At 62.4% G+C, this 23,487-nt stretch carries 21 protein-coding genes; 9 read left to right on the top strand and 12 right to left on the bottom strand.

All coding sequences use genetic code 11. The annotated features are described in order from the left end of the window. The first annotated feature begins 89 nt into the window (after positions 1-89). Together VNH11_34385 and VNH11_34380 are read left to right on the top strand one after the other, a co-directional pair. Positions 90-1,271 (top strand): hypothetical protein, encoded by a 1,182-nt coding sequence (locus VNH11_34385; GenBank protein ID HVA51482.1) that lies wholly within the window; start codon positions 90-92, stop codon positions 1,269-1,271. Positions 1,272-1,391: 120 nt separating this feature from the next. Further along, on the top strand, positions 1,392-1,952 hold the full coding sequence (locus tag VNH11_34380) for a GNAT family N-acetyltransferase (protein HVA51481.1): 561 nt from the start codon (positions 1,392-1,394) through the stop codon (positions 1,950-1,952). 32 nt (positions 1,953-1,984) lie between these two features. Here the strand turns inward: VNH11_34380 and VNH11_34375 are convergent, their stop codons facing one another. From VNH11_34375 to VNH11_34350, 6 genes are all read right to left on the bottom strand, one after another. Beyond that, positions 1,985-2,179 carry a hypothetical protein gene (locus VNH11_34375; protein HVA51480.1) on the bottom strand — a complete coding sequence of 65 codons (195 nt, stop codon included), beginning with the start codon at positions 2,177-2,179 and terminating at the stop codon, positions 1,985-1,987. A 388-nt stretch (positions 2,180-2,567) separates the two neighbouring features. Next, positions 2,568-3,899 (bottom strand): transcription termination factor Rho, encoded by a 1,332-nt coding sequence (gene rho, locus VNH11_34370; protein HVA51479.1) that lies wholly within the window; start codon positions 3,897-3,899, stop codon positions 2,568-2,570. A 343-nt stretch (positions 3,900-4,242) separates the two neighbouring features. Then, entirely contained in the window at positions 4,243-4,860 is a 618-nt protein-coding gene (gene coaE, locus VNH11_34365) for a dephospho-CoA kinase (GenBank protein HVA51478.1), read from the bottom strand. After that, complete coding sequence (gene polA, locus VNH11_34360; GenBank protein HVA51477.1) at positions 4,857-7,718, bottom strand: DNA polymerase I; 2,862 nt, start codon at positions 7,716-7,718, stop codon at positions 4,857-4,859. Before polA ends, coaE begins: the two co-directional genes overlap by 4 nt. A 3-nt stretch (positions 7,719-7,721) precedes the next feature. Further along, the gene (locus VNH11_34355) at positions 7,722-9,305 is read right to left on the bottom strand and encodes a hypothetical protein (protein HVA51476.1); all 1,584 of its coding nucleotides are present in this window, start codon (positions 9,303-9,305) and stop codon (positions 7,722-7,724) included. 225 nt (positions 9,306-9,530) lie between these two features. After that, complete coding sequence (locus tag VNH11_34350; GenBank protein ID HVA51475.1) at positions 9,531-9,767, bottom strand: hypothetical protein; 237 nt, start codon at positions 9,765-9,767, stop codon at positions 9,531-9,533. Between the two features lie 99 nt (positions 9,768-9,866). On the opposite strand from VNH11_34350, the gene VNH11_34345 reads away from it, so the two are divergent. Beyond that, positions 9,867-10,481 carry a hypothetical protein gene (locus tag VNH11_34345; GenBank protein ID HVA51474.1) on the top strand — a complete coding sequence of 205 codons (615 nt, stop codon included), beginning with the start codon at positions 9,867-9,869 and terminating at the stop codon, positions 10,479-10,481. Positions 10,482-10,505: 24 nt separating this feature from the next. Here the strand turns inward: VNH11_34345 and VNH11_34340 are convergent, their stop codons facing one another. Next, on the bottom strand, positions 10,506-11,957 hold the full coding sequence (locus VNH11_34340; GenBank protein HVA51473.1) for a sulfatase: 1,452 nt from the start codon (positions 11,955-11,957) through the stop codon (positions 10,506-10,508). 231 nt (positions 11,958-12,188) lie between these two features. On the opposite strand from VNH11_34340, the gene VNH11_34335 reads away from it, so the two are divergent. The 5 genes from VNH11_34335 to glpK all read left to right on the top strand — a co-directional run bounded on the left by VNH11_34335 (position 12,189) and on the right by glpK (position 16,932). Beyond that, entirely contained in the window at positions 12,189-13,241 is a 1,053-nt protein-coding gene (locus VNH11_34335; protein ID HVA51472.1) for a TIM barrel protein, read from the top strand. Positions 13,242-13,563: 322 nt separating this feature from the next. Beyond that, positions 13,564-13,920, top strand: coding sequence for a hypothetical protein (locus VNH11_34330; GenBank protein HVA51471.1), 357 nt, complete (start codon positions 13,564-13,566; stop codon positions 13,918-13,920). Then, positions 13,920-14,270, top strand: a complete 351-nt coding sequence (locus VNH11_34325; protein HVA51470.1) for a type II toxin-antitoxin system PemK/MazF family toxin — start codon at positions 13,920-13,922, stop codon at positions 14,268-14,270. The genes VNH11_34330 and VNH11_34325 overlap by 1 nt, the downstream gene beginning before the upstream one ends. 44 nt (positions 14,271-14,314) lie before the next feature. After that, positions 14,315-15,445, top strand: coding sequence for a glycosyltransferase family 4 protein (locus VNH11_34320; protein ID HVA51469.1), 1,131 nt, complete (start codon positions 14,315-14,317; stop codon positions 15,443-15,445). After that, positions 15,442-16,932: a glycerol kinase GlpK gene (gene glpK / locus VNH11_34315; protein HVA51468.1), complete on the top strand. Its 1,491-nt coding sequence runs from the start codon at positions 15,442-15,444 to the stop codon at positions 16,930-16,932. Before VNH11_34320 ends, glpK begins: the two co-directional genes overlap by 4 nt. A 116-nt stretch (positions 16,933-17,048) precedes the next feature. On the opposite strand, the gene VNH11_34310 is transcribed toward glpK, so the two are convergent. The 5 genes from VNH11_34310 to VNH11_34290 all read right to left on the bottom strand — a co-directional run bounded on the left by VNH11_34310 (position 17,049) and on the right by VNH11_34290 (position 22,919). Continuing rightward, complete coding sequence (locus VNH11_34310; protein HVA51467.1) at positions 17,049-17,660, bottom strand: HNH endonuclease signature motif containing protein; 612 nt, start codon at positions 17,658-17,660, stop codon at positions 17,049-17,051. Beyond that, positions 17,657-20,320 (bottom strand): N-6 DNA methylase, encoded by a 2,664-nt coding sequence (locus VNH11_34305; protein ID HVA51466.1) that lies wholly within the window; start codon positions 20,318-20,320, stop codon positions 17,657-17,659. The genes VNH11_34310 and VNH11_34305 overlap by 4 nt, the downstream gene beginning before the upstream one ends. Before the next feature lie 256 nt (positions 20,321-20,576). After that, a complete protein-coding gene (locus VNH11_34300; GenBank protein HVA51465.1) occupies positions 20,577-21,347 on the bottom strand; it encodes an SDR family oxidoreductase in 771 nt (256 codons plus the stop codon). A gap of 94 nt (positions 21,348-21,441) precedes the next feature. Next, the gene (locus tag VNH11_34295; protein ID HVA51464.1) at positions 21,442-21,798 is read right to left on the bottom strand and encodes a four helix bundle protein; all 357 of its coding nucleotides are present in this window, start codon (positions 21,796-21,798) and stop codon (positions 21,442-21,444) included. A gap of 59 nt (positions 21,799-21,857) precedes the next feature. Continuing rightward, the gene (locus VNH11_34290) at positions 21,858-22,919 is read right to left on the bottom strand and encodes a 3-isopropylmalate dehydrogenase (GenBank protein ID HVA51463.1); all 1,062 of its coding nucleotides are present in this window, start codon (positions 22,917-22,919) and stop codon (positions 21,858-21,860) included. A gap of 164 nt (positions 22,920-23,083) precedes the next feature. Between VNH11_34290 and VNH11_34285 the strand changes: the two genes are divergently transcribed. After that, positions 23,084-23,487 (top strand): hypothetical protein (locus VNH11_34285; GenBank protein ID HVA51462.1); only part of this gene is annotated, 404 nt, incomplete at its 3' end.

The following is a 23,487-nucleotide window of genomic DNA, read 5'->3' as shown; positions in this document are numbered from 1 at the left end:
AGGGTTCAGAAAGCTGCTGATGCCTGACGACTGGCCGCCGGCTTGGTAGAATGCGCGTAACCCCAAGCAACCGAAGGAGGTCGCCCATCATGAAACGTCCTGCTCTCCATACGCTTCTCTATACGCTGATCGCGCTCGTGTTTGCCGGCCAAGTGTCGGCTCAGGAGAACGGCGCCCCGCGTCGAGCATCGCCCGAACGGCGGGCGCAGCGCGGCGAGCGTCTGCGGAGACTGACCGACCCCGAAGGACCGGTCGGCCAATTGTTGGGATCGCTCTCGGGCGCCCAGGCATCCGGCTCGTCCTCGCTCGACGTTCTCAAGCTGAACGACGGGATCGTCGCCCTCATTCAGCCGTTGCTCGACGAAGAGCGCGGCTTGGAGTATTTGCGGCTTCGTTTCGATCCGGCTGAGACGAACCTGAACCGCGACACGGTGCATCTGATCGGCGCCGCGAAGTTACGTCGTTCGGCATGGTCGTCGGAACCGACGCTGGTCGACCTCGATTTGCGCGGCACGATGCAGCGCCGCGACGACGGCCGGCCGCGGGGCCTGCTCGACGGCAGCCTCCGCTTTCAGACCGACGTGGTCGCTTTGGCCAATCGGGCCATGACCCGCTTCGCAGATCGGTTGGACCGCCGTGCAGAGCAAGGCTCGGTCCGCGAGGCGCCCTTGAACGCCGAAGAGACGTTTCGGCTGCGGATGCGAGAGAAGCTGGCGGCGACCCCGCCGTTGGAAACGATGGACGACGTGATCGACTTGATTTTGTCCTTCTCCGGACTGCGGCTCACGTCGGTCAACGATCGCATCGCCGAGTTGAAGCGCGAGCTTGATTCGACGCCGGACGAAAGAATCAGGCTCGACCTGACAAAGCAGCTCGACGCGGCACGCCGCCAGCGCGACCAAATGCTCGATCTGCACCCTCAGGTCGATCGCGACGACTCCGGCAGGGCGGTGGCCATGCTTCTGAAAATGGACCGCTCCCGCTTCGACGAAAACACGCAGGTCGAGCGGCTGAAAGTCGAGATCGCGGAAAACCAGGTGGTGTTGGAATTGGTGGGCAGCACGATGCAGGGCATGGAGCTTTACTCGCTCTTCAAGCCGCTCGTTGTGAACACACTGACGCGCGTTCAGATGCGCGATCCCGAAACAGTGCGGCTTGGCCGCGGCCTGGTGCGCGGCTATCTCGGCCAGCTTCGTGGCGCGTTGGGAGAGCCGCTCGACAACGGCCCGGCGCCGGAGCCTCTGCCGCCGCCCGAAGGCGCCAAGGAATAGTCGCGCGTGCCGCAAGCGAAAAGTTGACCCTCCCCCGGCGCGCCGCTACGATGAGAATGACTCTCTGGCAGGGAGTTTCAAAAGCTACACTTGTTCTGTCGCCAGCACGGGCCGCGGTCAATGGGTCTGACGTATTTCAAGCGCTTCCGCATGGAGATCGACCTGGGCGGGTTTTTGCCGCCCGAACGCACGCTGCCGCCGGGCTATCGCTTCGTCGCCTGGCGGCCCGATCTGCTGCCGGCGCATGCCGAGTGCAAGTTCAACAGCTTCCGCTCCGAAATCGACGCCAACGTTTTTCCCTGCCTGGGCGACTACGACGGCTGCGTGCGGCTGATGCAGGAGATCAGCCACAAAGACGGCTTTTTGCCCGACGCCACCTGGCTGGTGGTCTACGACGACGGCGGAGCGGAGTTTTGCGGCACCGTCCAGGGCATCCGCGACCGTTCGGGCATGGGGGCCATCCAAAACCTGGGCATCGTGCCCGAACACCGCAATCGGGGAATCGGCTCTTGCCTGATGCACCAGGCCCTGAGCGGTTTTCGCCGGGCGAACTTGCGACGGGTGTTTCTGGAGGTGACGGCCCAGAATGAGGGCGCGATCAAGCTTTATCGCCGGCTCGGTTTTGTGAAGGCCCGCACCGTTTATAAAGCGGTGGAAGTCGCCTCGTTCGCCTTGCGCTAGCTCATCCAAATCAGCACGGACGGCTTCGCGGCCTACCCGGAGGCGGTCGATTTGGCTTTTGGCCCCTGCGCCCGGTTCGGCACGATCATCAAGGTGTCTTGGTTTTCCTTCACGCGCAAGAAGGCTTCGTAGTCGGCGCGATCGTCGAAAATCACTCGGCGGTCGTTGCCGCGATTGAGGACGTGAAACACCATGCCACCAGGGGCGACGCGAGCGGCTCTTGGCATGCGCTGACGATATATGGTGCCGTCCATCCTGTCAATAATGGGACTTATCCCCTTTTCCGGGTCCCTTTTCCGGGTCCGTCGTATCCCATATCTCTGCTGGCGCAGATCCAAAAGCCCCAATCCCGCGCCTGGTCGGCGACGTTCAATCCCGCGGCATCGTTTGCCGATCGCGCAGGCGGCAGATTGGCACGAGGGACCGACTCGGTCTATAATAGGCGCCCGGCAGAGACAGGCTCAAGAGTGCTTTGTACGACGACTCTCCGTCGCGGCCGGGATGCCGAAGGCAGACCATGAGAAGTCCGTTTCCTGGCATGGATCCGTTCCTGGAGCAACCCGCCTGCTGGCCGGACTTTCATGCCACCTCCGTCAATTACTGGCGCGAAGCTTCTCACTTCATATTCATGCTCATCAGAAACTCGGCGTTGCTCTTGGTCTTCGCCATCCGAGTGACGAGCAACTCCATCGCCTCCACGGGGTTCATGTCGTTCAGCACGCGGCGCAGCACGCAGATGCGGCGGTGCTCGTCCGGATCGAGCAGCATCTCTTCGCGGCGCGTGCCGCTGCGGTTGATGTCGATCGCCGGCCAGACGCGCTTGTCGACCAGCTTGCGGTCGAGCACCACCTCCAAGTTGCCGGTGCCCTTGAACTCCTCGAAAATCACCTCGTCCATCTTGCTGCCCGTGTCGACCAGGGCCGTGGCGATGATCGTCAGCGAGCCGCCTTCTTCCACCTTGCGGGCGGCGCCGAAGAACCGCTTGGGCTTTTGCAGGGCGTTGGCGTCGACGCCGCCGGACAGGATCTTACCGGAGTGCGGCACTTCGGCGTTCCAGGCGCGGGCCAGCCGCGTGATCGAATCGAGAAAGATCACCACGTCGTGGCCGTACTCCACCATCCGCTTGGCCTTCTCGATCACCATCTCGGCCACCTGAATGTGCCGGGACGACGGCTCGTCGAACGTCGAACTGATCACCTCGCAGTTCGGACCCTTCACCTGCCGCTCCATGTCGGTCACTTCTTCCGGGCGCTCGTCGATCAACAGCATGATCACGTACACCTCGGGATGGTTCGTGAGCACGCTCTTGGCCATCTTTTGCAGCAGGATCGTCTTGCCGGCCCGCGGCGGACTGACGATCAACCCCCGCTGACCGAATCCGATCGGCACGATCAGATCGACCACCCGCATGTTGACCTCTTCCGGGTCGACTTCCAGCACCACGCGCTTGTCGGGGTGCAGCGGCGTGAGGTCGTCGAAAAAGACCTTCTCGGTCAGCACGTTGGGGTCTTGATAGTTGATCGCCTCCACCCGCAACAGCGCGAAATAACGCTCGCTCTCCTTGGGCGGCCGAATCTGCCCCGACACCGTGGCCCCGGTGCGCAGGCCGAAGCGGCGAATCTGGCTGGGCGAGACGTAGATGTCGTCGGGGCACGAGAGATAGTGATAGTCGGGACTGCGGAGGAAGCCGAAGCCGTCGGGCAGCACCTCCAGCGTTCCTTCGCCGAACATCAGCCCGTTCAGCTTCACCCGTTCTTTGAGAATCTTGAAGATCAAGTCCTGCTTCTTGATCCCCATGTAGTCGGTGATGTTTTCTTTGCGGGCCTGCTCGATCAACTGCGGCATGGTCATGCGCTGCAGCTCGGCGATGTGGATCTCGCCTTGCTTGATCAACTCGTAGCGCTCGTGGATTTCGTCATGCTCGCCGAACTCGGCTTCTTCGGCCAGCTCTTCGGCCAGCGAAAGCTGCTGGGCGAGATCGTCGGCCTGGTTGCCGTCGGGCTGCTGGCCGTCGTGGTTGTGCGAATGGTCGTCGTGGCCGTCGTACGACTTGCCGTCTTCGTGCCGGCGGGTTTTGTGCGGTTTGGTGCTTTTGATTTGTGCCATGATTGAAAGACTCCCGAAAAGGGCGAGTGCCGGCGCACAGAAGACGCCAGCGGTAGGCTCTTACTAGCTTACACGATGGATGAACGGAAAAGAATGGATTGAACGAAAAAGTAACAAAACGTTGGGACGGGGGGTAGGGTGGGACCAGCGAGCTTGCGAGCGCCGGCCCACCCTGTGCAAGGCGTCAGACGTCAGGCGTCGATGGTTCGATCAACTCGCGCCACAAACGCTCCACTTGGGCCCGCGTTTGTTCGCGGCTGCCGGAGTTGTCGATCACCCGGTCGGCGCGGGTGCGCTTGATCGAGATCGGTTCCTGGGCTGATTCTCTGACGGCAATGTCCTCCTGACGCCAGCCGCGCGCCAACGCTCGGGCTTGACGCATCTCCTGCGGCGCTTCAACAAAAACGATGTGGTTACAAAACTTGTCCCAGCCCGCCTTCAACATGACCGGTGCATCGAGAACCGCCACGGCCCTTCCTTCCGCGGCCAGGTTGGCCGCCTGCTGCCGTAAACGCTCCGTGATGCGGGGATGGGTGATCGCCTCCAAACATTCCAACTCGCGTCGGCCTTCAGGCGACGGGTCAAATACGGTCCGCCCCAACGCCTTTCGGTCGACTTGTCCGTCGGGGCCGAACACGCCGTCGCCCCAACGCTCACGCACTAATTGTCGCACGTCGGTCAACCGCAGCACTTCATGGCCGGCGCGGTCGCCGTCCAGCAAACCCGCCCCAAGCTGACAAAGCTGCTCGGCCACCAAACTCTTGCCACTGGCGATTCCGCCCAGCAGCCCAATGATGATCATTCCGCTTCCGCCCAGTTGCGGCCGATCGCCACGTCGACCTTCAACGGCACGGCCAGCTTCCGGGCACCGGTCATTTCTTCGACTACCAGACGCTTCATCGGTTCGATTTCGTCGGGCGAAACCTCGAACACCAACTCATCATGGATTTGCAGCAACAGTTTGGACCGCAGCCCCTCACGGGCCATTCGGTGGTAGACGGCAATCATTGCCAGTTTAATCAAATCGGCCGCCGAGCCCTGGATCACCGTGTTGATGGCTGTCCGCTCAGAAAGGTTTCGCTGCCGGCCGGGATCAGGACGCACGCCGCGAATGGCTCGCCGCCGCCCCAAGATCGTACTAACATACCCCTTTTCACGGCATTCGACCAGTATTTCGCGCAAGAATTTTTCCACGCCCGGATGGCGGTTGAAATAGCTCTCGATAAACGTCGTCGCCACCTCCTTTTCGATGCCCAAAGTTTTGGCCAAACCGAACGGACTTTGCCCATAAATTACGCCGAAGTTCACCGCCTTGGCCGTCCTCCGCATCTCCGAAGTCACCTCCTCCAGCGGCACGCCGTATACCTGGCTGGCCACGCGAGCGTGGATGTCTTCGTCGTAAGCGAAAGCGGTGCAAAGGGTTTCGTCGCCCGAGAAGTGTGCCAGCACGCGTAGCTCGATCTGTGAATAGTCGGCTGCCAGCAGGCTCCAGCCCTCGTGGGCGGGCCAAAACGCAGAGCGAATGGCGCGCCCATCCTCGGTGCGGATCGGAATATTTTGCAGATTCGGGTCGCTCGAGCTGAGCCGCCCCGTCGCAGCCACCGCCTGCTGAAACGAGGCGTGAACCCGGCCCGTGCGCGGGTTGATCAGGGCCGGCAAGGCATCCACGTAGGTGTTCTTAAGCTTGGCAAACTGGCGATACTCGATAATCTTGGCTGGCAGCGGGTGTTGCCGGGCCAGTTCTTCCAGCACGCTCACGTCGGTGCTCGGACCGGTTTTCACCTTGGTGATCACCGGCAGCTTCTGCTCCTCGAACAGCACCTGCTGCAACTGCTTGGTCGAACCGATGTTGAAGGGGTGCCCGGCCAGATCGTAGACATCCTTTTCCAGCGACACCAACCGTTCACCGTACTGCCGGCTCAACTCGGCCAGCCGGGCAACATCGACGCGGATGCCGTTGTGTTCCATTTCAGCCAGCACGTCGATCAGCGGCAGCTCGAGCTGCTCGAAGAGCTCGGTCAGCCCCTGCTCGCGCAGCTTGGGCGTGAGAAGCGGCATCAGTCGCAATGGCACGTCGGCGTCTTCGCAGGCATAGGAGGTGATGGCCGGCAGCGGCACGTCGTCCATGTGCTTCTGCTCTTTGCCGGTGCCGATCAGCTCGGTGATGCGAATGGTCGCGTGATTGAGATAGCGTTGGGCCAGTTCGTCGAGATTGTGGTTCCGCTCGCCGGCATCGAGCAGATAGCTGGCGACCATGCTGTCGAACACGACGCCCTTCATATTGATGCCCGCCGCGCGCAGCACGAGGATGTCGTACTTCAAGTTTTGCCCGATCTTGCCGATGGCCGGGTCTTCGAGAATCGGCCGCAGCGCGGCGAGCACCGTGTCGAGATTCAGCCGCGGCCCGCCCACCGGCGCCCGCACAGGCAAGTAATACGCCACGCCCGGCTTGAAGGCGAACGAGAAGCCGACCAGTTCGGCCTGCGTGGGGGCGATGCTCGTGGTCTCGGTATCGATCGAGATGCACGCTTGCCCCCGCAGCTCCAGCATGAACTGCTCGAAAAGTTCCGGCGTGTCGACCAGGCGGTAATCCGCTTCCCAGGTCGGCGGCGCTTCGCTCACATTGAGCTGGCGAAGCTGATCGCCGAAACGATGGAAGCCATATTCGGCGAAGATCGCCAATGCCCGCTGGCGGTCGAAGCCGCCCAGCCGCCCGTGCGCCCAGTCGATCTCGACGGGCACATGGGCATCGAGCCGCACCAGCTCGCGGCTGAGCATAGCCTGCTGGCGCGAAGCGATCAGGTTCTGCTTTCGCTTGGCGCCGGAAACTTCGTGGGCATGGTCGAGCACCGCGTCGAGCGTGCCGTATTTTTGCAGCAACTCCTTGGCCAGCTTGGGTCCGATGAGCGGCACGCCCGGCACGTGGTCGACCGGGTCGCCGACCAACGCCTGGAAGTCGACGACCTGGGTGGGCGATACGCCCCAGTCTTTGGCCAGCTCGGCGGCGTCGTAAACCAAATCTTTGCGGGCATTGTAGACCTTGACGTGCTCAGTGATAAGCTGCCGGCAGTCCTTGTCGGCCGTGACCAGGTAGCACTCGCCGCCAAGTTCTTCGCTGACGCGGGCCAACGTGGCCAGAATATCGTCGGCCTCATAGGTCTCCAGCTCCAGAATGGGAATGCCCAGGGCCTCCAGTACGCGGCGGATGGCCGCGAACTGCGGCACCAGTTCGTCGGGCATCTCGGCGCGATGCACCTTATAGTCGGCGTAGAGTTCGTGGCGGAACGTTTTTCCCGCCATATCGAACGCGCAGAACAGGTAGTGCGGCGCCTTGTTCTGGGCGATGTAGAGAATGTCGCGGATGAAGCCGAACACGGCATTGACCGGCTCGCCCTTGGGGCCGGTCATTTCCGGAATGGCGTGAAACACCTGGAAGATGAGCGAGTTGGCGTCGATCGCGAACACCGTTTGCCCGCTGAGGCTCATGGGGGGAATCAGCGGCGATCCGACTTCGCCAGCGGTGCTCGACGGCAAGTGCTCGGCCGGCTGCCGCGAGCGGGTGGCGGTGGCGTCGGGCCGAGCGACTTCCGCCGCCTCAGCCTGCGCCAGATCGGGTTCATCGAGTTCAGGAAACGTGGTTTGCCGCGAACGAATGGTCATCAGTTACACCTGAAGCAACTGACATGCCTCGGCGTAACCCGGCGCCGGCTGGCCGTACTCGCTGGCCGTGACCCTCGCCAGGGCCACGAGTTGCCGCCAGCGGTACGCGGGGCGGGCGGCGGCGAATTCCTCGCTGGCCGTGCGGTAATACTTTTCGGCGTGCAGCGCGCCGTCCTCGCTGATCGCGTACTTCAGGAACAGATCGAGGACGGCCCGCGGCGAATGCCCCAGCTCGCCATAGCGATGCACCGCGGCGCAAGCCAAGGGTTGGTCGTTGGCGCGGATGGCGTGCTCCACTTCGCCGATCAGCGCCGCGGCATCCTTGCCCTGCACGCTTTCCAGGTGTTCGGGCAGCGGATAGAGATCCTTGCGCCCGCCGCTGAAACTTCCCACCCCCGGGCCCAGGTTATAGGCCGCGACAATCAGGCTGGCGAAGGCGTTTCGCGGGTTGCTGACGCGGGCGATATTCCGCCAGGCATTGGTGGCGTCGGAGGCGTGTACGCCGGCCGAGTCGCCATGCACGCTGTCCCTGCCCTTCATAAACTGGGTGCCCGCGGTGCCGCCGGGCGACTGACGTCCAGCGTCGGCCAAGAGCAAGCGGTTGGCCGCCAGCGAGATCGCCTCGCCCACCGCCTCGGGATCAAATCCTTCGGCCAAGGCGGCGGCCGCCGCATCGGCCGCCCGCTCGTGGTTGCCGGAGGTGATCGTTTGGGCGAGCTCGTCGACCCAGGCATCGTCGGCCTGGCGTGTGCCGGGCGTGCGGCCGATCAACTTGTGCCGGTCCAGCAGGCGCGGCAGCAACGTACGGACGCTCGGCTCCAATCCATTGTCGGTCCGCCGCTCGCGGTCGGTGCAGAAATGCACCGACTGCCGCAACAAGGTCTGGGCATGTTCCTTGCCGGTCAGGTCCAGCGTGGCCCAGGCCCGCCAGGCGAGCACGGCGCCATGGATGCCGTCGGCGTCGGGGAAGATGGCCTCTTCGACGATCGGCTGAAGGTCGTTGTAGGCGTCCTCCGGCGTGCGGCGCGTGAGGGCGGCGAGAATGGCGTCGGCCGCCGCCAGGTCGCGGTTTTGAATCGCTTCGCGCAGCAGCTCGCTGCCCGTGCGGCCCTCCGGCAGGCTGCGCGGCTCGACCGGTTTGAGGGCCTCGTTCCGCGGACCGCCCGAGCGTTGGATGGTTTGGGCGTTGCGATACAGCACCTTGAGCACCGGCAAGGCCTGGCGCGCGTCGGGCAATTCCTTGGTCATCTCGAAGGCCGGCGCCAGGGCCATGAAGGTGTGCCAGCCGACGTAATCGTGCCCGCCGAACTGCCGGGCATTGGCCAGCGCGCCGGCGGCGACTAACTCTCGCAACGAGGTGCCGTCGTGAAGTTTCTTGACCAGGATCGGCAATTGCTTGTCGGCCTGCGTGTCTTGCATCAGCCCGGCCAGGGGTTCCAGCTTGCCGAACGAAAGTCGGGCGGGCCCTTGATCGTCGGCAAAGGCGGCGGGCACCAACTCAAGGTCGGCGGCGATTGCGGCACCCACGCTGGCGACCAACATCCCGCGGCCGACATCGGCCAAAAAATCTCGGCGTGTGCGATCCATGAGCAAAACCTCCTGCCCCGCTGCGGGGCATTTGCGGCAATGGAAGGAAAGGAAACGATGCTACCCTATCATCATAACGCGGAATGTCGCAAGCTGCACATCAAACTCTACGGTGGCGTCGCGAACTTGAGTTGTTGGCCGACGACGAGACACTAACCCGAAGCGTTAGCGAGGCAAAATACGGTCATTTCCTCGCTAACGCTTCGGGTCAGTGTGATTAGCAGCTCAACTTTGCGACACCACCAACTCTACAACTTTTGTTGCCTTACCGACGTCGAATGTGCCATGATGGAGTAATGCGTCAGCCGGAGTTGGAACATGGCAGCACGCAAAAAAGGTGGCAAGAAGCGCGGCGCGAAGGGTGGCGTCAAGCACCAGCCTGGACGAGGCCACGATCGGAAAAGCGCGAAACGCAAAAAGAAGCGGTTCACCGACAAAGCCGCCCGCAAACAGCGGCAGCAAGCGGAAGACGCAAGAAAGGAGTGGTCGCAATACGACGCTCTTACCGAGGACGTTAAGCGATTGCTTGGACCTGTGAACCGAAGATGCCGAGCCCCACCGATGACTAACAAATTTGCCCCTCGAAAACCGCCGACCGCCTCGGATGGAATCGAGTCTCTTTATCTGGACCTGTTGCACTCGTTTTACGATGCGGGAGACCGAAAGAAGGCGGAAAAGATCGCGACGCGGCTGGGCGCGGCGCTGGCGACGCGCCCCGACTTCAGTGATTCGATTCGTGCCGAAGAGATCCGCTCGCTGATCGCGGAACTGCGTGGCGACCTCGCCGCCGCCATCCGAAGCCGCGAGGCTGAAATCCGCAAGATCCTTGAGCTTCACAGCCTGGCGATCAACACTCCAAGTTGGCCACGAGTCATTAAGCTTTACGACTTCAGCGACATCAGCGACCGTCTGGACCTGTTGGCGATTCTCTACGACGGATCAGGCGATCTGGACCGCGCTATCTCGACATTGCGGGAGTCGAAGCAGTTCTGCGAAGCCCACATGATTCCCTTCGACGGGCAGGAATTGTTGGACGAACTGGAACGGTCGCGGCAATCGGCCAGCGTCAACGATGGCGATGCCGACGCTATCGGCAAGTCGCAAGCGACGAAGAAGCGGTCGCTAGCCCGGCGACGGCGGGCCGCTGCCGGCGGCGCGCCAGAGCGACGGCAATGATCGTGGAAATCGCAATATCAAGTCCTACTTCCACGGCCAATCGGGCACGCCGCCGTAGTAGGGATAGACGTCGAACTGTTCGCCTCCCCCAACCACGCGCGGATCGCTGGTCTCTCGAAGCTCGGCCATCAGCCGGCCGGAAAGCTCCTTTTTCGCCGCCGAGTATGAGGCAAGGTCGGCGACGTTGCGCTGTTGATCCGCGTCGGCTTCCAGATCGTAAAGCTCTTCGGCCGGTCGCTTGTCGAAGGCCAAGGCATAAAACGGCCGCACCGCCGGCTCGTCGCGGTGCAGCCAAAGATAGGCTTTGCTCGGCCCATTGTCCGTGTCGCCCAACCAAGCGCGGTCGAGAAATGCCCGTTGGTAGTTCGGCGTGCCCACCGGCCAGCGGTCGGGCGCGAAATTGCGGATGTAGAGATATTTGGCGGTGCGGATGGCCCGCATCGGATAGCCGCCCGATTGCGGCGCTTCCTGGGCCTGCGTGTGCCGCTCGCGGCCAAACACAATGTGGTCGCGGGCGGCATCGCTCCCGGCCGACGTCAACAGGCTCAAGCAACTGCGGCCCGTCGTGCCCGCCGGCGCCGCCGCTCCGGCCGCCGCGACGAATGTCGGCGCAAGATCGGCGAGCAGCACGAAGTCGTCGACGCGCCGGCCCGGTTGCTTGATCTTGTCGCCCCAGCGCATCGCCAGCGGCACGCGCGTGCCCAGATCGTAGAGGTTGGCTTTGCCGCGTGGAAACGGCATGCCGTGGTCGCCGGTCATCACCACCAGCGTGTTGTCGAGCTCGCCCAGCGCCTGCAAACGAGCGAGTAGCTCGCCCACTTCGCGATCGAACCGCTGCACCTCGAAATAGTAGTCGGCCACGTCCGAGCGGGTTTCCTCGGTGTCGGGCAAAGCGGCGGGCAGCTCGATCTTGGCCGGATCGATGCCGCTTGCTTTGCCGCTGCCGGCGTCGTAGGGCCGGTGCGGATCGACGCTGCCGAACCAGAAGCAGAACGGTTTGTCGTTGGGCCGCTGTTTCAGGAAGTCGTCGAAGTCTTTGAATTGCGGCCCAGCCGGGTTGCGCGTGCGGTCGCCGAGCTTGCCCGGCCCCCAGCCCTTGCGCGTGTAGCCGACAAAATAACCTGCCTTTTCCAGCACCGCGGGATACACGGGAATATCGGCCGGCAGCGTGACCCACAGATCGGCCCCTTTACGCAGCCGCCAGAAATGCTGGCCCGTGAGAATCGCCCCCCGCGAGGGAGTACACGAGGGCGACGACACAAAGGCCCGAGTGAACAGCACGCCCTCTCGCGCCAGACGGTCGAACGTCGGCGTCTTGACCACGGGGTCGCCGTAACACGAGGCGTGCGGATAGCCCCAGTCGTCGGCGATGGCCAGCAGAATGTTCGGGCGTCGATCCGGCGCGGCGTCGCCGTAAGCGAACGTCGCCGCCCAGAAAACGATTGCAAAGGCCGCCAGTATTTGGCACGATTTCATAAGGTGATTCTCTCGCTGTTCGGCGTATGATACATGCCGCCGGGGCGGCGTTCCAGCGTTTCGGAGGATAGCAACGCGACAAAAGATGGAGTAACCTGCACACTTGGCGTCGGTGCCCTACCGCCGCCCAACCACGAATTCGAGTCCCCCAATCCCCAAACCCAGCCCCAGCCCCCCCGGCCCCAGTCCCCCGGCCCCAAACCCCAACCCCCAAACCCCAACCCCCAACCCATGCCCCCGCACCCCAACAACTTTCCCAAGCTTCACAACGCCGCCTGGCCGGGCGTGGTCGGCAAAGGCCCCGACTCGGAACCGGCGATCGACCTCGACACGATGCTCGACCTGACGGCGGCCGCCGAAGTCGACGGCGTCAAGTTCGACGGCGCCGACCTGTTTCTTTTTGCCCCGCACATCGACATCGACGCCTCCGACGACGAGCTGAAAACGCTGGCCGACAAGGCCCGTGCCCGAAACCTGGTCTACGGCACCGTGACCGCGCCGATCTGGCCGCCCACCGGCGGCGGCCCGGCGATGGGCGGAGCGGAAGACCGTCGGCGGTTCCTGGCGCAGGTCCGCAAGGGCTGCCGCATTGCCCAGCGGCTGCGCGAGTTGGGCGTGCGGCCCTACGGCATCGTGCGGATCGATTCGGCCTCCAGCCCGTCGGAGTGGCGCAAAGATCCCGAGGGGAACACGAAGCGGATCGCCGAGACGTTCCGCGAAGCCTGCACGATCGCCGACGATTCTGGCGAGCGGCTGGCGGCCGAGGGGGAGATTTGCTGGGGCGGCATGCATAGCTGGCGGTGGATGGTCCGGCTGCTGGAGTTGGTCGATCGGCCGCAGACGCTCGGCTTTCAGGCCGACATGGCCCACACACTGTTGTATCTGCTGGGCTACAACGCGCCGGAAGACGCCATTTTGCCCGAAGGTTTCGACTGGCAAGACGACCAAAAACTGCAAGACGCCCTGACGAAGCTCACGGCCGCGCTGCGTCCCTGGACGATCGACTTTCACGTGGCGCAGAACGACGCCACGGTTTTCGGTTCGGGCTCGCACGACAAGACCGGACGGCACTGTTTGCCGAACGATCCCCACGGCAAGCTGAACATTGCCCGCGACGCCGGGCACTGGCTGCGCGACGAGCAAGGCAAGCCGACCAAAAAGTTCCGCCACATCTGCTGGGACGGCTGCATGTTTCCCAACGCCGTGATGATGCAGCCGGAGACCTGGAACAGCATTCTGGCCGCCATGCTCTCCGTCCGCGATGCGCACGGTTGGCAGGAGTGAATCGCCGCACGCACCTTGGCCTGAGCCGGAACGCGATGATAGAATAGTCAGGTAAGGCCCTCGACTACTGCGTGGAGACACGATCGTGCAACTTGAGTTTGCTGTTCTTTGCGATTTTGCAGGTTATCTGACGAGCGGACAATTCGTCGTTGTCGGTCCAGCAGTGCGCACGATTTCCTCCGACCGTCCGGCTGAGGCTGCCTCCGTCTCCTTGGCTGGTGCATTGCGTATTCAACCCCACGACAGCGCGCGGCATACGTTGCGAGTTGATGCGACTGGTCCAGAAAGCTCGCGGTTTACCGTAGCAACAGAACAGGCCCTTATGCCGGAAACGGGAAAGCAGGCGACGGAGTCGGGCACTCTGCACACGTTCGTGGTGCCCGTGGGCGCCGCATTCCAATCGGCCGGCGACTATCTCTTACACATCGTCGTCGACGGCCACGACGCCAAGACGTTGCAGGTCCACGTTTCTCAGCCAAGCCGGCCGGACGGCCAAGGCGGGGGGCCAACGCTCGTGGAGATCGAAGAGATGTATCAGTCGGAGCTTGAGCAGTGGCTCGAACTGGAGAGGACGACGCCATCCGAGCGAGTGCTTCAACGGATTGCGAAGCGGTTCGTTCCACCGGCAGAGTGGTTTGAGGAAGGGGACCCGTTTGAACCGCAAGCGGAATCCAACTAGTGGCCTTGCTCCGTCAAGGACAAATCGTGCTGGCCGACGTGCCGGGCGCTCAACACAATCCGCGTCCCGTCGTGGTGGTACGGCCTCCGTCCGGTAATGGTCCCAATAACCTGGTCTTTGTGGCAGGAATCTCCAGCCAAGTTTACAATCCTCCGCCAGCCCATCATGTGCTCTTGCCGTATCATCCCCAAGGGCATCCGCGCACGGGACTGACCAAACGCCGCGTGGCGAAGTGCGACTGGGTCTTCACCATCGAACAGCAGCACATCGTCGCGGTCAAAGGAGTGGTGCCCAGCGCATGCATGAAGGTAATCCTTGAGCAACTGACGTTGCTTGGTCATTCGCCATGAAGTTTGTCGATGAAACGAAGTGATAATCGCCGCAGGATTCTCGCGTGAATCGGAAGTCGACGAGGCCGCTGAACGTCGCGATTTGCTTGTCGCACTTCCATCCGCTGGTGGGCGGCTCCGAGCGGCAGATGCAGCACTTGGCCGAGCGTTGGGCAGATTGGGGACACGAGGTGTCGGTGTTCACGCGCACGCTCCGGGGTTCGCCCCGACATGAGCGGCTCGGAGAAGTGGCCGTGCATCGCGTGATCCGCACGGCCCCGCTCGGCCCGGCCTTCGGCGCGACGTTCATCTCCAGTCTGGCGGCGCAGCTCGTGCGTCGAGCGCACACCTTCGACGTGATGGTCGCGGGGCAACTTCCGTGGGAAGCCGTCGCCACGGGCTTGGTGGGCCGCGTCTTGCGAAAGCCGTCGGTGGCCTTCACCGCCTCCACCGGCCCGGAAGGCGATGTCCGTCAGTTTTTCCGTGCCAAAGGAGGCAAGTTGCTGCGTGTGTTGGTGCGAAGCAATTCTTGTTTCATTGCCCTCTCCGACCAGGGTCGCGAGGAGCTGCTCGAACTCGGCTGCCCGGCGGAAGCGATCGTACGCTCGACGAACGGCGTCGAGATCGAGAAGTATCAGCCATTCCAGCACGACGCCGAGACCGGCCGCACGGTGCTGTTCTTGTCTCGCCTCGTGTCCGCCAAGAACCCGCAGGTGCTGCTGAGAGCCTGGGGCAAGGTGAATCGCGACGGAGTTTATCAATTGCTGATCGGCGGCAACGGACCGTTGGCCGACGAGCTGCGGCGACTGGCTCGCCAACTCGATTTGCGAAACGTCGAGTTTCTCGGGCCGGTGAGCGACGTGGCGGCGGCTCACCGTCGAGCGAGCGTGTTTGTGCTCCCTTCGCCCAGTGAAGGGTGCTCCAACGCGCTGTTGGAAGCGATGTCGAGCGGGCTATGTCCGGTGGTGACGCGCGTGCCCGGCAATGTGGACGTGGTGCGAGACGAAGTCAACGGATTGCTCTTCGACCACGACCACGACGAGCAGCTCGCCGCCTGCCTGCTCCGCGTGTTGACCGACGGGCCGTTGCGCTCGCGCCTGGCCCAGGCGGCTCGTCAACGGGTGGTCGAACACCATAACCTGGATAAAATCGCCGCTGAGCTTATCGAGCGCTTTGAAGAACTACGCGGACTATGAACCAATTCATCCTCGCATTAGACCAGGGCACGACCTCCAGCCGGGCGATCGTCTTCGACCGTCAAGGGCTTCCGGTCGCGTCCGCCCAGCAGGAATTCCCGCAGATTCTGCCCGCGCCGGGCATCGTCGAGCACGATCCCGAAGCAATCTGGTCGTCGCAGCTTAAGGTGGCACGGCAAGCGCTGGCCAAGGCAAACATCACGGCCGCGCAAGTCGCCGCCATCGGCATCGCCAACCAACGTGAGACCACAATCATTTGGGAGCGCGCCACCGGACGCCCGGTCAGCAACGCCGTCGTCTGGCAAAGCCGCGTCAGCAGCCCGATTTGCGAACGGCTCAGTCGCGCCGGGCTGGCCGAGACATTTCGCGGCAAAACCGGCCTGGTGATCGATGCCTACTTTTCCGCGACGAAAATAGCTTATTTGCTCGACACGATCGACGGCCTCCGCAGTCCGGCCGAAGCCGGCGAAGTCGTGTTCGGCACGGTCGACACCTGGCTCTTATGGCGGCTGACGGGCGGCAAGTTGCACATTACCGATGCGAGCAACGCCAGCCGCACTTTGCTCTACAATATCCACACGCTCGACTGGGACGACGAGTTGCTGACGCTGCTGAAAATCCCGCGGGCGATGCTGCCGGAAGTACGCCAGACGAGCGAAGTCTACGGCCACACGGACGAAGGTCTGTTCGGTGGCTCGATTGCCATCGGCGCCGCGGCGGGCGACCAACAGGCGGCGACGTTCGGCCAGGCCTGCTTCGCGCCGGGCGATGCCAAAAACACCTATGGCACGGGCTGCTTTCTGCTCGTCAACACCGGCTCGCAGCCGATCGCCTCTCGGCACAAACTGCTGACGACCATCGGCTGGCGGACCGGCGGCGAGACGACTTATTGCCTGGAAGGCTCGGTGTTCGTGGCTGGGGCCGCGGTGCAGTGGCTGCGCGACGGGCTGGGACTCATCAAGACGTCGAGCGAGGTCGAGCAGCTCGCGGCCACGGTGCCCGATGCGGGCGGTGTGTACCTGGTGCCGGCCTTCGTCGGCCTCGGAGCGCCGCATTGGGATTCTCATGCCCGCGGCACGATCGTCGGCATCAGCCGCGGCACGACGGCGGGCCACCTGGCACGCGCGGCGTTGGACTCGATGGCCTATCAGTCGCGCGATCTCGTGGAGACGATGGAGCAGGATATCGGGAGCCGCTTCAAAGAACTGAAGGTCGACGGCGGCGCGAGCGTCAATGACGAGCTGATGCAGTTTCAGGCAGACCAGATTGGCGTTCCGGTGAAGCGGCCGGCGGTGCCGGAGACGACCGCGCTGGGCGCGGCCTACCTGGCGGGACTGGCGGTCGGTTATTGGTCCGACTTATGTGAGATCGAGCGCAATTGGGCCTTGGGGCGGGAGTTTATTCCAGCGATGCCCGCGAAGCAGCGAGAGGCCCTTCATCGCGGCTGGAAAAAAGCCGTCGATCGCGCCCGGCATTGGGAAGAGTGAAGCGGGAAGCCGGCGCTGCACCGCCGCTACCCTTCCGCCTTGTCTTGGAGCCGATGGCCTATCGTCTTCTGGGTCCGATTGGCGCACGCGATATGAACGCAACACATTGTGGCAAATCAATAGCTCGCCGGCAATTCGCCTCGCCGCCGCTTCGCGAACCAACTTTGCTCGACGCCTTTGGGCCGGTTGTTGCCACCTGGTGGTTGTTTCAGAGACAAATCTGGTAGGTCGTCGGGAAACCGCACCCATTCCAGGTACGTCGCACTGTTGGCAGAGTGGCGCAACACGTCAAGCGTATCGATCACGAGCTTGCGGTAGCGCACTGCATCGCCGTCGTCGAGCGAAAGAAGGCCGATGAGTAGGTCGCCTGTCTGGTTCAATGCCTCGATACGACCGTCGCTAAGAACGCGCACGCAATCTCCGTACGCAACTTGGCACGGATCGGGCACGGCCAAGTCGCCTTTAATCGAATTGCAGCTTGCACAGACATAAAGGAGATTGTCGTAGTCCAGCACCCGGTTGGGCTCGATCTGCCGAGGCACGAAGTGGTCGATGTGAAACATCGCGCAGCGCCGCTGCCATTGCTCGCGCTGCAGGCAAAAGACACAGCGAAAACAGAAATCATCGCGCAACCAGTTGCGATAGGAGCCTAAGTCGGCGTAGCCCTGTGGCCCATGCCGGCGGGCATGCGGAGAGGTCGGATAATCGAATACTGAAGGTTGCGTCATTCACTCGCCCCAAACGTGAGCTCCCGATATTGCGCCTCCATCTCTGCAAGCGGCAATGGAGCTTCGAGCCGACGGCGAGTCTCCGCCAATGACTGCAGGTGTTCCAAGCGCCGGCGTTCCTCAGCCGTTAGCCTACCTTCCACTTTCTTGTGAACCAATTCCCCGCGTAGTCGGTTGACGCAAGACCAGTCCGCGGTGACGGCCAAATAATCGGCCAAGGAGAGTTGGTCGGCGAATCGCTCTGGGAAATATCGCTCGAATTTGCATGGCACGCCCTGGCGTTGCCACCCGCTGAAGAGTTCCAGTAACTGGTGCTCGATCGCCTGAGGAAAGGCGAATAGCTTCAGGACTTCGTTATCCATGCGAATCAGGTACTCGAGCACGCGCTCTGCATCCGCAGGTGACTGGAGAATGGCGACCTCCGATCGAACTACGCTTAGATATCTCTGCGCGGCTTCGCAAACTGCCCTAACACCTTGCTCCGAAAGTCGCGGGACCGGCATTTTGCGAAGCATGCCTGCATCGTTGTGCCGATTCCCCGAGTGGCTGAACGCGAAGGCGTTGGCAACCGGAGAGTTGCAGAGGGCCCAGAGAAACGGAAGGGGGGTTCGTTCGGGGTCGCGTGCTCGAACAATGTTAAATCTCCCCGCGGCCGGATGGCCGACATCATCGACGAGAGCTTTCAGCCGCCAAGGACCTCGGCTACAACGGGCCTCATTGAAAAGAACCTGCGGCACGCCGGTCGTCGTTCCATGTCGAGGCCGAAGTACGACATCTGCCGACAGGTTGAGCCAAGCCTCCTGCGGCAGTTCGTGCAGAGGGATTCGCTTGGGAAACTTAAGGAAGCCGCGAACACCACCGGGAAACCGCTGCTTGGAAAAGGTCGTGGTCCCCTTTGGCAGGCCTTTCCCCTTAAAGGTAAAGCCTTGGCCAACCTCAGCGAAGTCTTCGAGGCGCGGCAGATCCCGGCAGAAGTCCCAGACCGGCTGAAGGTCGGGCATGCGGAGGTCGAAGTCAGCGCGGAACCTCGATTGATCCAAGGACAGGTCCGATCTCGTTCGATACTCCGTTCGAAACGCGTCCATGTCGCGTTCACGCACGCGCCGATAGCGCACCGTGCCGACCGTGCCTGTTGTGATCTTCCGCCCAACTATCACCGCCGATTCCATGTCGGAGAACGTGAAGACGCTGTCTGGAAACAAGCAGATCTCTTGAAGTTCAAATTGGTCAACAAGGCATTGTCGAACCGCGGTTGCGTTCTTGCTGTGCAGGAAGCCTTGCGGGACAACCACGCCGATCGCCGCGCCTGCCGGTAGTGCGGAAAATACCGAAGCCAGCGTCTCGGTGGTCTTGTTCTGATAATGCGGCGCGAACCCTCGTTTGCTGTACCACGTCCGTTCCTCGGAACTGAAATTCTCGAACGGAGGGTTGGCCAAAAACACCGTCGCGCTTCGGGCCCGATCGACAAGCTGATCGTCGAGAAACATGTCCGCGGCCGCGAGATCCCAGCCGTCGGGATTAGGAATGTCGGTCAGGCTGAGCGACAATCGGGCAATTTCGAGCGAGAAGGCGTCGACGTCGCAGCCGTGAATGCGTTTGCGCAGGTAGTTCCGCCGCTGCGCGGGAGAAGATTTTTCGGGCGGCAGCAATTCCGTGAGGAGCCGCATAGCGGAAACCAGAAAAGCAGCGTGACCGCACGCCGGCTCGAAAACGTTCCGCTGCTCTGGGGGCATCTCCGCGATCCACGGCGTTAACCGTCCCACGATGTAGTCGACCAAGTACGAAGGCGTACTGTGCGTGCCCAGCGCCTGCCGAGTCGCCTTGGAGATCAAGGTATTTTCATAGACATAGGCCAACGACTCGGTCGTAGCAAATTGCAGATTGCTGACTTGAGCGATACCGGCCGCGACTTCTTTCAATGAGCGTTGCTGGCGTTGGCTCGTTATCGGGATTGGGGCTGCGCTATAGTGCCTAGCGACCGCGGCCAATAAGGGCTGGACCTCCGTCGGATCGAGATTTGTAAACGGCTTGACGTCCTTGTCGCGGAGAATCTTGCCCGACACCAACCAGAAGACGGATTTCAACAGCCACTGACCCTGTTTGTCGCTCCACGTCGCCCAGCCGAGCAGCGTTTTCAATCGCTGCACGTTTCGCACGATCAACGCCTCCAGGTCGCGACCGATTCGCTCTTCGACTACCGGCAAAAGGCCCAGATCGACAAAGCTCAGTTGGTGTTGAGCGTCAAAGCGACCCCAGGTCTTTGCGCGGTAGATGGCGTCGGGGGCGAATTGATCGGAGTGTTCGGCAAAGAATGGGGCTAGCCGATTTGGCGGGACCGCCTGTCCGGCTCTCACCGGCTCCGAAGTGGTCTGTTTCCACCACTCCAGCCCGTGCCGGCCGCAAACGAATACGACCGGCGCCGCCAAAGCGCGAAACTCGGCAACCAGTTCAGGGGAACCAGTCTTGGCCTCGACCACGGCGACGCAGGCGGTTCGCGCATCTGCCGGTGGGTGTGCGAAGGCAACCAATGCAGCGGTTTGCCCGTTGCTGAGTGCGACCCGAGACTGGACCAGAGAGGCCGTGTAGCCACAATTGACGAGGAACGGCTTCAGGGCCGCTGCTGAAACGGCATCGCTTGCATCGTCACCCGAATGGCTCACGGCTTTCCCTTCATCGCACGTGCGTCTTACCAGTCTGTCGCCAGTGTAGCAGAAACAGCCGTTCAGTGCTTTAGCAAAATTAGGACCGCCTTCAGCCGACGCTGGGGTGGCGCCGGCGAAGCCGTTAGCCACTGACTTGCGGCCAGTCGAAGGCGGCATCTTTGATGCGGGGGTAACGGGCGTCGAGCCGCGGCTGCAAGGGCAGGATTCCGCCGCCCACGCCCAAGTCGCTTTATCGCGCCCGGCATTGGGAAGACTAAAACGTCTTCACCAGCGTGCCGCCGTCGACCACCAGCACGGTGCCGGTGATGTAGCTGCCCGCCTCGCTCGCCAAAAGCAGCGCGGGGCCGACCAACTCGCGCGGCTGACCCCAGCGGCCCAACGCCGTGCGATCGGCGAAGGTTTTCTTTTCGGCCTCGGTGAGCATGCTGCCGGGCAAATCGGTGAGAAAGGGGCCGGGCGCCAGGCAATTCACGGTGATGTTGTGGTGGCCGAGATCGAGAGCGCTGGCACGGGCCAGGCCGAGCAAGGCCGACTTGGTTGCGGAATAAATGCCGCGGCCTTCTTTCGACGCCAGGCCCATGATCGACGAGAGATGAATAATGCGGCCCCAACGCCGCTCTTTCATTTGGGGAACCAGTGCCCGGCAGGTGGCCATGCAACTCGTGAGATTGAGCTGCACGAGGCGGTCCCAGTCTTCGTCGCGGATTTCGTCGATCGCCTGCACGGTGTTCGTGCCGGCGTTGTTGACCAGAATATCGACGCGTTTCATCAGCGCCAGCGCGGTTTCGGCCAGCCGGTCGACGTCCCTGCGCTCGGTCATGTCGGCCACGATGTACTCGGCGCGGACGCCCGTGCCGTCTGTGATCTTTGCGACGGCCGGCTTCAGTTCGTCCTCATGCCTGCTGGAAATGACGATGTCGGCCCCGGCCTCGGCAAAACCGCGGGCCATCGCCAGACCGAGTCCTTTGCTGCCGCCCGTGATCAACGCGACGCGGCCGGAGAGATCGAAGAGCGTGTTTTTCATGGAGGTTCATCTTCGTGATAAGCGGATTAGAAGGGGGAAATTGCAAATTTCAAATTGCGAATTTCAAATTGCAAATTGGTGGTGCGCAGCATCGTCATGTTTTGTTTTCGGTAGCGGTCACCACGGACTGGCCAAGGATATTGCAGAGCTGGTTGCACTCGTCGAGGATCGGAGCCATTTTCGCCTGGGGAAGCAGCTCGGCCTTGATGATCAGGCGAATCCAGCACCGCGATTCGCACAGCTCCTTCAGGCACACGCGCAGTTTGTGAATAAAGTCGGCCCGACTTTCGGCCGCGCGCGCTTCCTCGTAATTTGGCGCGGGTGAAGTCCCGCACCGCACCAATTGCCCGGCGATATGCCGGCCCAATCGTGTATCCGGCAAAGCATCGACCACCTTGCCGATTCGTGCCGCGAACTCCAGCAAACGCTCCGACAGTTCATCCGGGCTCATTCTTGGCTTCCTCAATTGCCAATTTGAAATTCGCAATTTGCAATTTGCAATTTCCCGTTCTAGCCCTCCAGCGCCGCCACCACCAGATCGCCGACTTGCTGCGTCGAGTATCCCATCTTCCCGGCGGCCTGGCTCTTCATTTTGGTGCCCGTCACGGTCTTGATGGCTTCCATAATCCGGCGGCCGGCTTTCGGTTGCCCGCTGTGCTCCAGCAGCATGGCCATGGCGTTGATTGCCGCGATGGGGTTGATGACGTGCTGGCCGGTGTACTTGGGAGCGCTGCCGCCCATCGGCTCGAACATGCTCGTGCCGCCCGGATCGGGATTCAAGTTCGCGCCGGCCGCCACGCCCATGCCGCCCTGCAAAATGCCGCCCAAGTCGGTGATGATGTCGCCGAACATGTTCGTGGTCACGATCACGTCGTAGTATTCGGGGTTTTTCACCATCCACATGCAGCAGGCGTCGACATGGTTGTAATCCGCCTTGATGTCGGGATACTCGCGGGCCACCTCCTGGAAGGTCCGCCACCAGAGATCGTGCCCGAAGGTCAACACGTTCGTCTTGGCCACCAGCGTCAGCATTTTCTTGGGGTTGTTCCGCCGGCGGGTGAAGTCGAAGGCCCAGCGGATGCACCGCTCGCAGCCTTTTCGCGTGTAGACCGCCGTCTGGCTGGCGACCTCGTCGGGCGTGCCCTTCTTGAGAAAACCGCCCACGCCGCAATACAGGTCTTCGGTGTTCTCGCGGACCACCACAAAGTCGATGTCGGCGGGACCTTTGCCCTTGAGCGGAGTCTCGACGCCGGGAAAAAGCTGCACCGGGCGAAGGTTGATGTACTGGTCGAGTTGAAACCGCAATTCCAACAGCAGCCCTTTTTCGAGGATGCCGGGCGGAACGTCGGGATGGCCCACCGCGCCCAGGTAGATGGCGTCGAACGACCGCAGCTCGTCGACGGCGCCGACAGGCAAGGTCTCGCCGGTCCGCAGATAGCGGTCGCCGCCGAAGTCGAAGTGCGTCAGTTCATATTGGAAGTGTTCCAGCGCGGCCGCCGCCGCAAGCACCTTGAGTCCCTCGGCCGCCACTTCGGGGCCCGTACCGTCGCCGCCAATGGCCGCAATTCTCATTTACACTCACTCGTTGATTAGGCCGAAAGGGGCGATTCTAACTTTCCGCCGCGCAAAAGTCCAAACTACCCGCTCGACAGGTGTCGCATGGCCTGCCTATAATAATCGTTCGCCGCCGGTTTTCGTTCCCACTCGCCTGTCAGGAAAAGGCCCACGCAACCACGATGCACGACCGAGCCACCACCCCGCCGCTCTTCAGCCAAGTCGATATTTCGCCGAGTGCCATCAGCAGCACGACCAGCGGCGGCGAGCCGGAGCAAACCCGCCTGCTGCGGGAGATTTTGACGGCCCAAGACCGGCAAAACGAGTTGCTCGAAGAGCTGGTGAATCAACTCAGCGCGCCGCACAAGCAGCGCAACCAGGAACTTGGCCAGTGGAAGTCGGCCAATCCCCACCTGGCCCAGAACTGCCGCACGGCCGCCGAAACGCTCAGCCGTGTGCAGACCGAGTTCCTGGCCACGCTCACCCAGGAAGTGAACGAAAACGCCGAGGTGCTGTGCGACGGCGAATTCATGCTCAACGAGTTCGTCGATCGCTTCGGCCCCCGGCTGGCCCATCTCAACGGCGT

The sequence above is a fragment of the Pirellulales bacterium genome (genome assembly GCA_035533075.1).
Taxonomy (GTDB): domain Bacteria; phylum Planctomycetota; class Planctomycetia; order Pirellulales; family JAICIG01; genus DASSFG01.
The sequence above is the reverse complement of the archived record's forward strand: the minus strand, read 5'-3'. Positions and strand labels throughout refer to the sequence as shown.